This is a genomic window from Nonomuraea sp. 10N515B (genome assembly GCF_052245915.1).
In the GTDB taxonomy this organism is placed as follows: domain Bacteria; phylum Actinomycetota; class Actinomycetes; order Streptosporangiales; family Streptosporangiaceae; genus Nonomuraea.
On sequence record NZ_JBQQBQ010000014.1, the window covers coordinates 12,950 to 25,936 of the forward strand.

Here is a 12,987-nt window from a genome sequence, read left to right on the forward strand (position 1 = left end):
CATGCGTTTTGGGGTGCTGGGACCGCTGGGTGTGTGGACCGATGCCGGGGAGGTCGTCACGATCCCCGGACTCAAGGTCCGGGCGCTGCTCGTGGACCTGCTCGTCCACGAAGGTCACCCGGTGTCCGTGGACCGGCTGGTCGACGACCTGTGGCGCGAGGAGCCGCCGGGCAACCCGGCGGGCGCGCTGCAGGTACGCGTCTCGCAACTGCGCAAGGCGCTCGAGGACGCCGAGCCAGGGGCCAAGAACCTCGTGGTCTCCCGCGCCCCCGGCTACCTGCTGCGCCCCGACCCCGGCGCCCTGGACGCCGAGCGCTTCGCGCATCTGCTGACGCAGGCCGAGGCCGCCGACAGCCCGCGGACGAGGGCCAAGCTGCTGGGCGAGGCGCTGGGCCTGTGGCGGGGACCGGCGTACGCCGACTTCGCCGATGAGGAATACACCAGGTCGGCCATCGTCCGGTTGGAGGAGCAGCGGCTGTCGGCGCTGGAGCAGCACGCCGAGGCGCGGCTGGAGCTGGGAGAGCACGGGTTGCTGGTGGGGGAGCTCGGCGACCTGGTGGCCCGCCATCCGCTCAGGGAGCGGCTGCGTGCCGTGCACATGCGGGCGCTGTACCGGGCGGGACGCCAGAGCGAGGCGCTGGCGAGCTACGGCGAGCTGCGCGAGCGGCTGGCCGACGAGCTCGGCCTCGACCCCGGGCCTGACCTGGTCGCGCTCCACCAGGCGATACTCGGGCAGGATCCGTCGCTCAGCGTGCCCGCCGACCGGCCGCTGACGAACCTGCCCGCCGCGCTCAGCAAGCTGATCGGCAGGGACGAGGCCCTGGCCGAGGTGTGCGCGCTGGTCGGGGAGGAGCGGCTGGTGACGCTCACCGGCAGCGGCGGGGTCGGTAAGACCCGGCTCGCGCTGGAGACGGCGAACCACCTGCTGGACGCCTTCGCGGACGGCACCTGGCTGTTGGGGCTCGACCAGGGGGTTCAGGCAGGGCTGGAGCAGGCGGCGCGCGCCCCGGCGGAGGCGGTCATGACAGCGCTGGACATCAGGGAAGGAGCCGACGCCGCCGACGTGGCGGGGCAGCTCGTCGGCGCGCTCAGGCAGCGCCGCATGCTGCTCGTCCTCGACAACTGCGAGCACGTGGTCGAGGAGGTCGCCGAGCTGGCCGAGCTGCTCCTTCGGGCCTGCCCCGGGCTCCGGATCCTGGCCACCAGCAGGGAGCCGCTGGCCGTGGACGGCGAGGTGTTGTGGAGCGTGCCGCCGCTCGACGTGCCCGCGAGCGCCGACCTGACGGTCATGGCGCGTTCGGAGGCCGTCCGGCTGTTCGTGACCCGCGCCGCGGCCGCCGCCCGCGGCTTCGCTCTGGACGCGGGCAACGCGCAGGCCGTCGCGCAGCTGTGCCGGCGGCTGGACGGCATCCCGCTGGCGCTGGAGCTGGCCGCGACCCGGGTGCGCGTGCTCGGCGTGCACGGCGTGGTGGCCAGGCTCGACGACAGGTTCCGGCTGCTGGCCTCCGGGCAGCGCGGCGCCCCGGCCCGCCAGCAGACGCTGACCGCGGTGATCGACTGGAGCTGGGACCTGCTGTCCGACGAGGAGCGCCGCGTCCTGCGCCGCCTGGCCGCGCACGCCGAGGGGTGCACGCTGGAGGCGGCCGAGTCCGTCTGCGGGGAGCAGGGGCTCGACGTGCTCGACCTGCTGGCCAGGCTCGTCGACCGCTCCCTCGTGGTCGTGGTGGACACCCCCTCGGGGGTCAGGTACCGGCTGCTGGAGTCGGTGTCGGCGTACAGTCTCGCCCGGTTGTCCGACGCGGGCGAGCTCGACGGGGTACGCCTCGCGCACCTGCGCCACTACCTGGCGCTCGCCGAACAGGCCGAGCCGAAGCTGTACGGGCACGAGCAGCGGGACTGGCTGCTGCGCCTGGACGCCGAGGCGGCCAACATGCGGACCGCGCTCGACACGGCCATCGCCTTGAAGGACGCCGACGGTGCGGCCCGGCTGGTGAACGCGCTGACCTGGTACTGGTTCCTACGCGGCAGGCTGGCCGAGGGCAGACGATCGCTGGCCGCGGCCCTGTCCGTCGAGGCGGAGCCCTCCGCGCCCAGGGCCAGGGCGGCGGCCTGGCACGCCGGGTTCGCGGTCACGCTCGGCGAGCAGGTCGCGTGGGGGCCCGCGCTGGAGGCCGTCGCGGATCCCGGCGAGCGGGCCAGGGCCGAGATGTTCCTCAGCCTGCACGTCGGGGACATGGCGACGGGGCAGGAGCTGATGCGCCGGGCGCTGACCACGTTCCGGGCGGTCGGCGACCGGTGGGGCGTGGCCGTCGCGCTCGCCAGGCAGGCCATGGACGCCTTCACCCAGCGGGACGTCGAGGCGCTGGAACGCCTCGCCGGGGAGAGCGTCCAGTTGTTCACCGAGCTCGGCGACCGCTGGGGCCTGCTGCAGGCCACGGAATGGCAGGCGTCGGTGGCCGAGATGGCCCACGACACCGAGCGGGCCAACCGGCTGTTCGGCGAGGGGCTGCGGATGGCGGAGGACCTCGGACTGTGGCCCGAGGTCGCCACGCGCACCGCCTGGCTCGGCTGGATCGCGATGCAGAGCGGCGACTACGACCGTGCCATCGAGATCAGCGAGCGGGCCATGAAGCTGGCCGCCGACCAGGGCTACAAGGACGGCGAGACGCAGGCGGAGCTGGGCCTGGCCTACGCCGCGCGCCGGGCGGGGCGGCTGGAGCTGGCCGAGGAACACCTGCACCGCCTGCTGGAAGGGGTGCCACGCGGCCCGGAGGTCGAGCCCGTCATGTTCCTGCCGGACGTGCTCCTCGAGCTGGGCCACCTGGCGGAGCGGCGCGGCGATGCGGCCGAGGCGCTGGCGCTGCACGCGGAGGCGCTGGCGGCCTCCCAGAAGATCGGCGACCCCAGGTCTGCCGTGTCCGTGGTGGAGGCCGCGGCCTCGGCTTCGGGGGCGACCGAGAAGGCCGCCAGGTTGCTGGGTCTGGCGGCCGCGGCCAGGGAGCATCATCAGACGCCCACGGGGCCGTGGGAGCTGTCCGAGATCGAGCGGATCTCGGCGCGGGTGCGTGACGCGCTCGGCGAGGAGGCGTTCGCGGCCGCGTACGCCGACGGCGCCGCGCTCAAGCTGGAGGACGCTCCGAAGCTGCTGTGAGGTGCTCGGCCAGGCGGTCGAAGAACTCCATCCAGCCCGTCGGCTCGACGTGCACACCGTGCTGGCGGAAGCGCATCTCGGTCTTGCCGCCCACGTCCGTGAGGTCGATCGTCACCACGGACGCGGGCCCGTCGCCCGGGTCGTCCGGGTCGCCGGTCGTGAACACCAGCCGCACGGGTTTGCGCACCTCGCGGTAGGTGCCGTCCACCGTCACCTCGAACCCCTCGTCGCCGGCCAACGTGGCCCGCCAGAGCCCGCCGGGCCAGGCGTCCAGGGTCAGCCGGCCGACCGGCGTGGCCATCATCCGGGGCCCGAACCATTGGGAGAAGTGCTCCGGCTCGGTCCACGCTGCCCACACCAGGCCGAGCGGCGCGTCGAACACGCGCGTGATGGCGTGGTCGGCGGTCTGGCTCATCGCTGCCGTCCCTCGTAGAACTGAAATGTCGACCCTCCCAAGGTGCCGGGCCGCCCTTACGATCGCCTTCCCGCGGCCTTAAGACTGGAGGCCGGGGGCCGGAGCCCGTGTGGCAGGCTGGGGTGCATGCGGATCATTCGCGCCGACAGGGTGCTCACCGGGCGTCCGGGTGAGGTGATCCAGGACGGCGAGGTCGCCGTGGACGGCGCCGAGGTCGTCTCCGTGGGACCGCGCGGCAGCGCCGGCGACGCCGGCGAGGTCGTCGACCTGCCCGGCCACACGGTGCTTCCCGGCCTGATCGACGCGCACGTGCACCTCGGGTTCGACGCCACTGTCGACCCGGTGACGCGGCGCAGCGCCGAGAGCGACCATCACCTGCTGCTGCGCATGGCCGAGAACGCGCGCAAGCTCGTCTCCGCAGGCGTCACCACGGCCCGCGACCTCGGCGGGCGCGGCTTCCTCGACCTGGCGTTACGTGGCGCGATCGAGGAGGGCCTGGCCGTCGGCCCGCACCTCCTGGCCGCGACCAGGCCGATCACGATCACCGGCGGCCACTGCTGGTACATGGGCGGCGAGGCCGACGACATGCCCGCCATCCGCCGCGTCGCCAGGGAAAACCTGCGCGCCGGAGCCGACTGCCTGAAGGTGATGGTCTCCGGCGGCCAGATGACACCGGGCGCGCCACCCAGCTGGGTGTGCCAATACAGCACCGAGCACATCCGCGCGATCGTCGAGGAGGCCGCCACGCGCGGCAAGGGCGTCGCCGCCCAGGCCCACGCGCACGCCGCGATCCGCAGCGCGGTCGAGGCCGGCGTGGCCACCATCGAGCACTGCTCGTTCTTCACCCCCTCCGGCCACCGCTACGACCCCGAGCTGGCCGACCTGGTCGCGGCCGGCGGCACGTACGTCTGCCCCACCGTGCACGGCGTGGTCTGGCGGCTGCGCGACAAATTCGGCTCCGAGATGCTCGACGCCTGGCTGGACGGGGTCGTGGCCATGCGGGCGGCCGGGGTGCGGCTCATCGCGGGCACCGACTCCGGGTTCGCCGCGGCGGACGTGGCCAACGACACCGATGCGTACGTGGCCGGGCTGGAGGTGTTCGAGCAGGCCGGATTCGGCACCGCGGAGATCGTCGAGATGGCCACCGTCCGGGCCGCCGACGCCTGCGGGGTGGGCGCGGTGACCGGCACCCTGGAGGCCGGAAAGCGGGCCGACCTCATCGCGGTGCGCGGTGACCCGCTCGAGCGCATCGCCGACCTGCGTAACCTCACACTCGTCCTCGTGTCCGGACGCGCCGTCACCCAGACGGGCGTGGACACGGTGACCTCGTCCGTCGGCTGAGCCCTGGAGGAAATCCCATGCTGCCCTGGTCCGCCGAGCTGGCCGGCCGTCTCGACCACCACGTGATCGACAGCGCCCTGCTGCGTGACAACCCTCTGGGCGACCCGCACGAGCGGCCGCTGCTGGTGTACGTGCCACCGGGCTACGACGACGCGCCCGAGCGCCGCTACCCCTCCGTCTACGTGCTGCTCGGCTACACCGGCCACGTCACGATGTGGCTGAACCGGGCGCCGTTCCGCCGGCCGTACCCGGAGCTGGCCGACGCCGTGTTCGCGAACGGCGAGGCGCCGCCGGTGATCGTCGTGTACGTGGACGCGTGGACCGCCCTCGGCGGCAGCCAATACGTGGACTCGCCCGCCACCGGCCGCTACCACTCCTACCTGCGTGACGAGGTCGTCCCGTGGGTGGACACGCACTACCGCACGATCCCCGATCGCGCTCATCGCGCGGTCACCGGCAAGTCGAGCGGCGGGTACGGCGCCATGGTGACCGCCATGCTGGCGCCGGACGTGTTCGGCGCCCTCGCCACGCACGCGGGTGACGCATTGTTCGAGGTCAGCTCGCTACCGTCGTTCCCCGGGCTGGCGCGCAAGCTCCGGGACATGTACGACGGCTCGTACGTCAAGTTCCTCGCCGACTTCCGCGGCCGGCTGGCCGGCACCAAGGACGGCGACCTGGAGCTGCTGGAGATGTACGCCTATGCGGCCGCGTACTCGGCCGACGAGGACGGGGCGGTGCACCTGCCGTTCGACGACACCGGCGCGATCGTGCCGGACGTCTGGCGGCGCTGGCTGGACCATGATCCCGTCGTGATGGCCCGCGAGCCGAAGTACGCCGAGGCGTTGCGGTCGATGCGGGCCATCTGGGTGGACGCCGGCAACAAGGACGAATACTTCCTGGACTTCGGCGCGGTCGCGTTCCGCCGGGCGCTCGAGGCGGCCGGCGTACCGGACGAGCGGGTGTATTTCGAGCTCTTCGACGCCGGCCACGGCGGCATCGAATACCGCTACCCGCTCGCCCTCGCCTGGCTCGCCCGCCGCCTGACCCCCTCAGCGGGTTAGGCTTCCCCGGTGGACACAGCGGAATTGAAGAAGCAGGTACGCGAGCTACGCGCCCAGGGCCGCTCCCCAAAGGAGATCGCCCGCGCGCTCAAGGTGCCGCCGTCCGTCGTGGCGCCGCTGGTACGGGAGATCGCCGCGGAGATCACCGAAACCGGCGAACGCGAGGTGGTCGGCTGCTGGATCAACGTCGGCTGGAGCGCCGGGCTCGGCATCGACGAGGCACGCGGGTGGGCCGACGAGGCGCCGGAGGCGGGCACGGAAGGCATGGTGAGCGTGCTGGTCGCCCGGCGGCACACCTGGGACCGGGTGACGGTCTGCGGCTACCTGGCCGACGTCTTCTGCCTGGGCGTGAAGAACGCCATCGGCCCCGACGTGATGGACGACCGCGAGCTGCGGCGCTTCCGCGAGTTCTTCTTCGGCGAATACGCCGGCTGGCAGGAGGTGTCGATCGAGCTGGCCAGGCACCTGGTGTACGGGTCGGTGGACTACGCCCGCTCGCTCGGCTTCGAGCCGCACGACGACTTCGCGCCGGCGGCCGACGCGCTGGGCAAGTGGGAGGGCGGCTCGGCGATCACGTTCGGGCGCGACGGCAAACCCTTCTACATGGAGGGGCCGTACGACGATGCCGCCAAGGTGCTGCGGACCCTGCGGCGCAACCTCTCCGACGACGACTTCGACTACGTCACCGGAGGCCGGTGACGCGCATCGTGATGTTGAGCCGGCCGGAGGCCAGACCGGTGGCGGGGTCGCCGGTCCCCGGATAGACCTTGGGCACGCCGTGGTAGGCCAGGCGCGACGGGCCGCCGAACACGAACAGGTCCCCTGAGGCCAACTCCACGTCCGTGTACGGCTTGCCGCGCGTCTCGGTGTTGCCGAAGCGGAACAGGCAGGTGTCGCCGATGCTCAGTGACACCACCGGTGCGTCGGACTTCTCGTCCTTGTCCTGGTGCATGCCCATCTTGGCCTGGCCGTCGTAGAAGTTGATCAACGCGGTGTCGGGCGCGTAGTCATCGCCGGGCCTGCCGTACGCGTCGGCCAGGGCTCGCCGGCCGAACGCGCCCAGCCAGTCGGGGAAGTCGGCCACCTTGCGGCCGTTCACGTCGTGGGCCAGGCGCGTATAGCGGTATGGCTGCCAGTGCCAGCCCACGCACACCGTCTGCACGGACATGACGCCCCCTCCGGGCAGCACCGTGTGGCGGATCGGCACCGGCCCCTTGGCCCATTCCCGGCAGGCCCGGACCAGGCGTTGCTGCTCCTCCTGCGTGAGCCAGCCGGGCAGGTGCACCGCTCCGGGCGCGATCTCCCTCATCGGCAACGGGATCATCACCACCTCAGCGTACGAGGTTCAGCGCACGGGGATCCAGGCGTGTCCGGAGCCGCGCGTGCGGGTCAGCTCGATCTTCCAGCAGCCGCGTTTCGGGAAGACGAAACCGGTGCCCCACTCCTGGCCGGGCCGCCGCCAGGTCGACCCGCCGTGCTGTTGCGGCCCCCACGCGAGCCTGGCCTGCGTGCCGTCCGGGAGCGTGGCTTTGACCTGCAACGGCCCTTCGCCGGTCATCCGCCACACGATCTTGATTTCCTCGCCGTGGGGGAGCGGCGGCGGGGCCTTGGCGAACAGCAACCCCCACAACTCGGCGTCCGCGCTCGTCCCCCGCACCTCAGGAAAGCCCTGCCCCAGGAACACCGAGGTCCCGTTGCACCCGGCACCCTGTTCGTCACCGGCGCCACACCCGGCGACCGCCACGCCGGCCAGGAGCGCCGCCACCACCATCCGTCTCATCGAACCTCCTCTCCCGTACGTACTCCGCACGACCGAAGGAGGTTCCGCCGGAACCGATCGCCGGCAACCGAGGATCGGGCGAGTCGATGGCCGAGGGCCGAAGAAGTCCCAAACGGGCGATGATTTTCCGCCTCCATCGGGGTCTGCACTTTCAAGGAGGCGATATGGACGGGGAGCCGAGACGGGCGCTGGCGGCGGGTGTGGCGCTGCTGGAGCGGGCGATCACCTACACGTTGGGCAGCCTCCGCGTCGTGACCCCGGCCACCCTGTGCCGTGCCACCCCATGCGCCGGCTGGAACCTGGAGGCGCTCCTCGACCACGTGAACGACTCCCTCCGCGCCCTGAACGAGGCCGCCACCGGGCACATCGTCCCGTACGCCAGGAGAGCCGGCCGCCTGCGCCCCGCCGGGGACGGGGGCAACCCGGCTCTCCTCCTCAGAGACGACGCCACCGAGGTCCTTGGCACGTGGGCGGGCACGCTCACCAGCGACCTGATCTCCGTTCACGACCGTCACCTGACGGCCCCGATGGTGGCGGCGGTCGGCGCGATCGAGATCGCCGTCCACGGCTGGGACGTGGCCAGAACCTGCGGCGAGCACCGCCCGATCCCGCCCCTCATGGCGGAAGAGCTGCTCGACCTCGTCCCGCTCTTCGTTACTCAGGCCGACCGGCCGGACCGTTTCGCCGCCCAGGTGCCCGTCCCCGCGTACGCGCCGGCGCAGGACCACCTGCTCGCGTATCTCGGCCGTGACCCGAACTGGCCGCCCCGGACCTAACCAAACCGGTCAGTACGCCTAACCTGGTCCGGCACTTCCCGCGCGGACACCGTACGATCATCGTGTGCGTACCGGCCGGTCGATCGGCGGCGCGGGGCATCGGACCGCCGCGGCCAGGCCGACCGACGTGGTGGCGACGACCGTTCTTCGTGCGGCCGTCGCCATCACCACGCCCCGCGTCAGGTGCTGGAGGCGGCCAGCGTCTGGAGGACCTGCTCTCCGTATTTCGCCAGTTTGTTGTCCCCGACCCCGTTGACCGTGCTCAGCTCCTCCAACGTCGACGGCGACAGGGTGGCGATCTCGCGCAGCGTGGCGTCGTGGAAGACGACGTAGGCCGGAACCCCCTGCTCTTTCGCGACGCCGGCGCGCCATGCGCGGAGGCGTTCGAAGACGGGGGCGGCCTCCGCAGGAAGGTCGGCGGCGGCAGCTCGCTCCTTGGGGGAAGCGGCCACCTTGGCGCGGGCCGGGCGCAGGGTGTCGCGGCGCAGGAGAACCTCGCGCTCCCCGCGCAGCACCGCCGCGCTGTCGTCCGTGAGCACCAGCGCACCGTGGTTCGGCTCCACCGCCAGCAACCCCTGCGCCAGCAGCTGCCGCACCACCCCATGCCACTCCGCGTTGCCCAGGTCGGCCCCCACCCCGAACACGGTCAGCGTGTCGTGCCCGTGCTGCAGCACCTTGGCGGTCTTCTTGCCGAGCAGGATGTCCACCACCTGCCCCACCCCGAACTTCTGCCGCCGCTCACGAGCCAGCCGCAGCACCGTCGAGAGCACCTTCTGGGCGGGGACCGTGCCGTCCCACGACTCGGGCGCCGTCTGGCAGGTGTCGCAGTTGCCGCACGGCTCGGAGCCCTTCTGCCCGAAGTAGTCGAGCAGCATCACGCGGCGGCACCCCACGGTCTCGCACAGCGCCAGCATGGCGTCCAGGTGGAGGACCTGGCGGCGGCGGTGCGCGTCGTCGCCCTCCATGGCCATCCGCCGGTGCTGGACGACGTCGTGCAGCCCGTAGGCCATCCACGCGGTCGCCGGCAACCCGTCGCGTCCCGCCCGCCCGGTCTCCTGGTAGTAGCCCTCCACCGACTTGGGCAGGTCGAGGTGGGCCACGAAACGCACGTCCGGCTTGTCGATGCCCATGCCGAACGCGATCGTGGCCACCACGATCAGCCCGTCCTCCCGCAGGAAGCGGGCCTGGTGCGCGGCCCGCGTGCGAGCGTCGAGCCCCGCGTGGTAGGGCACCGCCGCGATGCCGTTGTCCACCAGGAACTCCGCGATCTTCTCGACCGAGGAGCGGGACAGGCAGTAGACGATGCCGGATTCGTCGGGATGCTCGGTGCGCAGGAACTCCAGCAGCTGCCGTTTGGGCTCGCTCTTGGGCGTGATGCGGTAGTGGATGTTGGGCCGGTCGAAGCCGGCCACGAAGTGGCGGGCCTGGTCGAGGCCGAGCCTGGAGGAGATCTCCGCGTGGGTGGCCGGGGTGGCGGTCGCGGTCAGCGCGATGCGCGGCACCTCCGGCCAGCGCTCGCGCAGCTCCGAGAGCGCGAGGTAGTCGGGGCGGAAGTCGTGCCCCCACTGCGACACGCAGTGTGCCTCGTCGATGGCGAACACCGAGATGTCGCCCTTGGCCAGCAGCCGCATCGTGGCCTCCACGCGCAGCCGCTCGGGGGCGAGGTAGAGCAGGTCGAGCTCGCCGGCCAGGAACTCGGCCTCCACCAGCTGGCGCTCGCCGAAGTCCTGCGTCGAGTTGAGGAACCCGGCCCGCACGCCGAGCGCCCGCAACGCGTCGACCTGGTCCTGCATCAGCGCGATCAGGGGCGAGATGACCACCCCCACGCCGGGGCGCACCAGGGCCGGGATCTGATAGCAGAGCGATTTGCCGCCGCCGGTGGGCATGAGGACGAGCGCGTCGCCGCCGGCCACGACATGATCGATGATCTCCTGCTGTCCCGGCCGGAACGAGTCGTAGCCGAACACGCGGTGCAGAGCCTCGGTGGGGGTATCCATGCGGCTACCTTACGTGTTCGCGAGGGAGCGGATTGTAAGTTCGCGGAGGGCGATCGAGAGCGGACAGGCGCCTGCGTGGGATGGGCCGCATTCAGAGCACGCTACCTGTGGCAGGTCGCCGGACGCGACATGGCCCGGTCACCTGCCTTCGGGATCGAGCCCGAGCACCGTACGGCCACCGTCCACGGGAACTGTGGCGCCGTTGACGAACGCGGCGTCGTCCGACAGCAGGTAGGCCACGACGGCGGCCACCTCGGCCGGAGTGGCCACGCGGCCCAGGGGGTGCAGCGTGGCCAGCTGCTCTTCGACGGCCGCGGCCTCCTGCGGGGTGCGAGAGGCCAGGAAGGCCTCGTAACGCTCGGTGGCCACCGAGCCAGGGGCGACGGCGTTGACCCGGATGCCGCTCCTGCCGTACTCGACGGCCAGCGCCCTGGTCAGGCCCTCGGTGGCGGCCTTGGCCGTCGCGTAAGGGAGGCTGCCCGGCACCGCCCTGGTGGCCTGGTGCGAGGTGACGTTGACGATCGCGCCCGGAGTGCCGGTGTCGAGGAAGCAGCGCACGGCGGTGGCGCAGCCCACGACCGCCAGGTCCAGGTTGGCCGCGATCAGCGCCCTGACCTCGGCGATCGGCGACGTGTGGACGGAGGCGTCCCGGAACACGGCGGCGTTGTTGACCCAGCCTCTCAGTGTGCCGGACTCCTGAGCCAGGTCGGCGGCCCAGGCGGCGACCTCCTCGTCGGCCGCGTCGCCGATCACCGGCAGCACCCTGGAGCCGGCCCAGGCGAGCGCGTCGGGTTCGCGTTCAATGGCGACCACGGTGTTCTTCTCGCCGAGGAGCCGTTCGACCACGGCCTTGCCGATGCCGCGCCCGCCGCCGGTGACCACATAGGAAGAACTCATACGTCGATGGTCGCGCTCGGCCGGCGGTGGCGTGACCTTTCTCACCGTATTTCAGGCTGGTGAACGGGAACGATCCGTATCGTGATCGCCGATTCCGGTCCGAAGTCGCCCGCGCGCATGATCGGCGCACTCGCGATCACCCAGACCGCCGGATACGGCGTGCTCTATTACGCGTTCTCGGTGTTCATTCCGCCGATGTCCCGTGACCTCGGAGCCGGGATCGCGCAGCTCACCGGGGCGATCACCCTGGCCGTCCTGGTGTCGGGCGTGGTGGCGCCGGTCATCGGACGCTGGCTGGACCGGCACGGTGGGCGCGGACTGATGACGGTGGGCTCCGCGCTGGGCGCGGGCGCGCTGCTGGCGTGGTCGCAGGTTCAGTCGGTGGCGCAGTTGTACCTCGTCTGCGGGGTGCTGGGCGTGGCGTCGGCGATGGTCCTGTACGAGGCCGCGTTCGCGGTGATCGTGGCGTGGTTCGACGCGGCGCGGCGGGCAGGGGCGCTGCTGGCGGTCACCGTGGTCGCGGGGTTCGCCTCCACCATCTTCCTGCCGCTGACCGGGATCCTCGTCGACTGGTACGGGTGGCGGCAGGCGCTGGTCATCCTCGCCGTCGGGTATGCGGTGACCGCCGTGCCCCTGCACGGGCTGGCGGTGCGCGGCCACCGTGCGCCACCCCACGTGAACCGAAGCGAGATCGTCGGCGCCGCGCTACGGGAGCGGCCCTTCTGGCTGCTGGCCGCCGGGTTCCTGACCCATACCGGGGCGGTGGGGGTCATGGGGGTGCTGCTGGTCACGTACTTGATCGCGCTGGGGCATCCGCCGGTGTTCGCGGCGAGCGTGGCGGGGCTGTTGGGCGTGTTGTCGGTGACGGGCCGGCTGGTCACCACGGGGCTGCAGGCGCGCTGGCCGGTGGCGCTGATCACGGCGGTGATGTTCGGGCTGCAGGGGTTGGCGGCGGTGCTGCTGCCGCTGATCGGGCGGAGCGCGGCGGGGGCCGTGGCGGCGGTCGTGCTGTTCGGGCTGGGGTTCGGGGTGGCGACGATCGCCCGGCCCGCCTTGATCGCCGATCGGTACGGCACCGCGGCGTACGCGTCGCTGAGCGGGGCGCTCACGTTGCCGATCACCGTGGCCAAGGCGGTCGCGCCGTTGGTGGCTGCCGGGATCGCACAGTTCGCCGGATACCCGGCGGTCATGGCTGCGGTGGCAGCCGCGTGTGTGCTCGGCGCCCTGGCCCTGGTGGCCTACGACAGGTCGCCGTCAGCGGCCTGAGGTAGGTGACCTTCCTGTCAGGGAATGAAAACCGTTGTCGCCTGGTTGAGGGGGGCATGAAGAAGAACCTGCACCCCGCGTACGGTCCCGTGGTCTTCCGCGACCCCAGCGCCGGCTTCGCCTTCCTCACCCGCTCGACCCTGACCAGCGACAGGACGATCGAGTGGGAGGACGGCAAGACCTACCCGGTCGTCGACGTGGACGTGTCGTCGGCGAGCCATCCCTTCTATACCGGCAAGGGCCGCATCCTCGACACGGCCGGCCGCGTCGAACGCTTCAAGCAGCGTTACGGCAAAATCTGAC

12 protein-coding genes are annotated in these 12,987 nt (G+C 72.0%); 7 read left to right on the forward strand and 5 right to left on the reverse strand.

Annotation, left to right across the window (positions count from 1 at the left end; genetic code table 11):
• Position 1: 1 nt before the first annotated feature.
• A complete protein-coding gene (locus tag ACTWQA_RS22625) occupies positions 2-3,151 on the forward strand; it encodes a BTAD domain-containing putative transcriptional regulator (protein ID WP_443161138.1) in 3,150 nt (1,049 codons plus the stop codon).
• Here ACTWQA_RS22625 and ACTWQA_RS22630 read toward each other — a convergent pair.
• Positions 3,120-3,566 carry an SRPBCC family protein gene (locus ACTWQA_RS22630; RefSeq protein WP_443161139.1) on the reverse strand — a complete coding sequence of 149 codons (447 nt, stop codon included), beginning with the start codon at positions 3,564-3,566 and terminating at the stop codon, positions 3,120-3,122. The genes ACTWQA_RS22625 and ACTWQA_RS22630 overlap by 32 nt on opposite strands.
• Before the next feature lie 126 nt (positions 3,567-3,692).
• Between ACTWQA_RS22630 and ACTWQA_RS22635 the strand changes: the two genes are divergently transcribed.
• The 3 genes from ACTWQA_RS22635 to ACTWQA_RS22645 are packed head-to-tail and all read left to right on the forward strand — an operon-like array spanning position 3,693 to position 6,667.
• Positions 3,693-4,907 (forward strand): amidohydrolase family protein, encoded by a 1,215-nt coding sequence (locus ACTWQA_RS22635; RefSeq protein ID WP_443161140.1) that lies wholly within the window; start codon positions 3,693-3,695, stop codon positions 4,905-4,907.
• A gap of 17 nt (positions 4,908-4,924) precedes the next feature.
• A complete protein-coding gene (locus ACTWQA_RS22640; protein WP_443161141.1) occupies positions 4,925-5,968 on the forward strand; it encodes an alpha/beta hydrolase-fold protein in 1,044 nt (347 codons plus the stop codon).
• Between the two features lie 9 nt (positions 5,969-5,977).
• Positions 5,978-6,667 (forward strand): helix-turn-helix domain-containing protein, encoded by a 690-nt coding sequence (locus ACTWQA_RS22645; protein WP_443161142.1) that lies wholly within the window; start codon positions 5,978-5,980, stop codon positions 6,665-6,667.
• Here ACTWQA_RS22645 and ACTWQA_RS22650 read toward each other — a convergent pair.
• Both ACTWQA_RS22650 and ACTWQA_RS22655 read right to left on the reverse strand, forming a co-directional pair.
• Entirely contained in the window at positions 6,651-7,292 is a 642-nt protein-coding gene (locus tag ACTWQA_RS22650) for an alpha-ketoglutarate-dependent dioxygenase AlkB family protein (protein ID WP_443161308.1), read from the reverse strand. The two genes, ACTWQA_RS22645 and ACTWQA_RS22650, sit on opposite strands and share 17 nt — an antisense overlap.
• A 21-nt stretch (positions 7,293-7,313) precedes the next feature.
• Entirely contained in the window at positions 7,314-7,748 is a 435-nt protein-coding gene (locus ACTWQA_RS22655) for a hypothetical protein (RefSeq protein WP_443161143.1), read from the reverse strand.
• Positions 7,749-7,912: 164 nt separating this feature from the next.
• Here ACTWQA_RS22655 and ACTWQA_RS22660 point away from each other — a divergent pair, with 164 nt between their 5' ends.
• Entirely contained in the window at positions 7,913-8,524 is a 612-nt protein-coding gene (locus tag ACTWQA_RS22660) for a TIGR03086 family metal-binding protein (RefSeq protein WP_443161144.1), read from the forward strand.
• A gap of 179 nt (positions 8,525-8,703) precedes the next feature.
• Here the strand turns inward: ACTWQA_RS22660 and recQ are convergent, their stop codons facing one another.
• Together recQ and ACTWQA_RS22670 are read right to left on the reverse strand one after the other, a co-directional pair.
• Complete coding sequence (gene recQ, locus ACTWQA_RS22665; protein WP_443161145.1) at positions 8,704-10,521, reverse strand: DNA helicase RecQ; 1,818 nt, start codon at positions 10,519-10,521, stop codon at positions 8,704-8,706.
• Positions 10,522-10,659: 138 nt separating this feature from the next.
• A complete protein-coding gene (locus tag ACTWQA_RS22670; protein ID WP_443161146.1) occupies positions 10,660-11,418 on the reverse strand; it encodes an SDR family NAD(P)-dependent oxidoreductase in 759 nt (252 codons plus the stop codon).
• Between the two features lie 81 nt (positions 11,419-11,499).
• Here ACTWQA_RS22670 and ACTWQA_RS22675 point away from each other — a divergent pair, with 81 nt between their 5' ends.
• A complete protein-coding gene (locus ACTWQA_RS22675) occupies positions 11,500-12,684 on the forward strand; it encodes an MFS transporter (protein ID WP_443161147.1) in 1,185 nt (394 codons plus the stop codon).
• Positions 12,685-12,740: 56 nt separating this feature from the next.
• Positions 12,741-12,986: a type B 50S ribosomal protein L31 gene (locus ACTWQA_RS22680; RefSeq protein ID WP_127940142.1), complete on the forward strand. Its 246-nt coding sequence runs from the start codon at positions 12,741-12,743 to the stop codon at positions 12,984-12,986.
• The last annotated feature ends 1 nt before the right edge of the window (position 12,987 follow it).

Excerpts from the sequence above, each read along its gene's own strand:
- ACTWQA_RS22660 (WP_443161144.1), top strand. The coding sequence starts at position 7,913 with ATGGACGGGGAGCCGAGACGGGCGCTGGCGGCGGGTGTGGCGCTGCTG.
- ACTWQA_RS22640 (WP_443161141.1), top strand. The coding sequence starts at position 4,925 with ATGCTGCCCTGGTCCGCCGAGCTGGCCGGCCGTCTCGACCACCACGTG.
- ACTWQA_RS22630 (WP_443161139.1), bottom strand. The coding sequence starts at position 3,566 with ATGAGCCAGACCGCCGACCACGCCATCACGCGCGTGTTCGACGCGCCG.
- ACTWQA_RS22655 (WP_443161143.1), bottom strand. The coding sequence starts at position 7,748 with ATGAGACGGATGGTGGTGGCGGCGCTCCTGGCCGGCGTGGCGGTCGCC.
- ACTWQA_RS22635 (WP_443161140.1), top strand. The coding sequence starts at position 3,693 with ATGCGGATCATTCGCGCCGACAGGGTGCTCACCGGGCGTCCGGGTGAG.
- ACTWQA_RS22680 (WP_127940142.1), top strand. The coding sequence starts at position 12,741 with ATGAAGAAGAACCTGCACCCCGCGTACGGTCCCGTGGTCTTCCGCGAC.
- ACTWQA_RS22650 (WP_443161308.1), bottom strand. The coding sequence starts at position 7,292 with ATGATCCCGTTGCCGATGAGGGAGATCGCGCCCGGAGCGGTGCACCTG.
- recQ (WP_443161145.1), bottom strand. The coding sequence starts at position 10,521 with ATGGATACCCCCACCGAGGCTCTGCACCGCGTGTTCGGCTACGACTCG.
- ACTWQA_RS22670 (WP_443161146.1), bottom strand. The coding sequence starts at position 11,418 with ATGAGTTCTTCCTATGTGGTCACCGGCGGCGGGCGCGGCATCGGCAAG.
- ACTWQA_RS22625 (WP_443161138.1), top strand. The coding sequence starts at position 2 with ATGCGTTTTGGGGTGCTGGGACCGCTGGGTGTGTGGACCGATGCCGGG.